1 tRNA gene is annotated in these 202 nt (G+C 54.5%); it reads right to left on the reverse strand.

Annotation, left to right across the window (positions count from 1 at the left end):
• Window positions 1-10: 10 nt before the first annotated feature.
• Window positions 11-86 (reverse strand) — tRNA-Glu (locus tag OGX80_RS00580).
• Between the last annotated feature and the right edge of the window lie 116 nt (window positions 87-202).

Consider the following 202-nt stretch of genomic DNA (forward strand, 5'->3'; position numbering starts at 1 on the left):
AACCAGCAAGTGGCGTCCCCTAGGGGATTCGAACCCCTGTTACCGCCGTGAAAGGGCGGTGTCCTGGGCCTCTAGACGAAGGGGACACTGAAGTCTCAATCGCAAGACGCCTTGCTTCTTTCTTTTCATCAGACAATCTGTGTGGGCACTGCAAAGGCAGGTTCTTTAAGGTAAGGAGGTGATCCAACCGCAGGTTCCCCTA

The organism is Citrobacter sp. CK194, from assembly GCF_030333395.1.
Classification (GTDB): domain Bacteria; phylum Pseudomonadota; class Gammaproteobacteria; order Enterobacterales; family Enterobacteriaceae; genus Citrobacter_B; species Citrobacter_B koseri.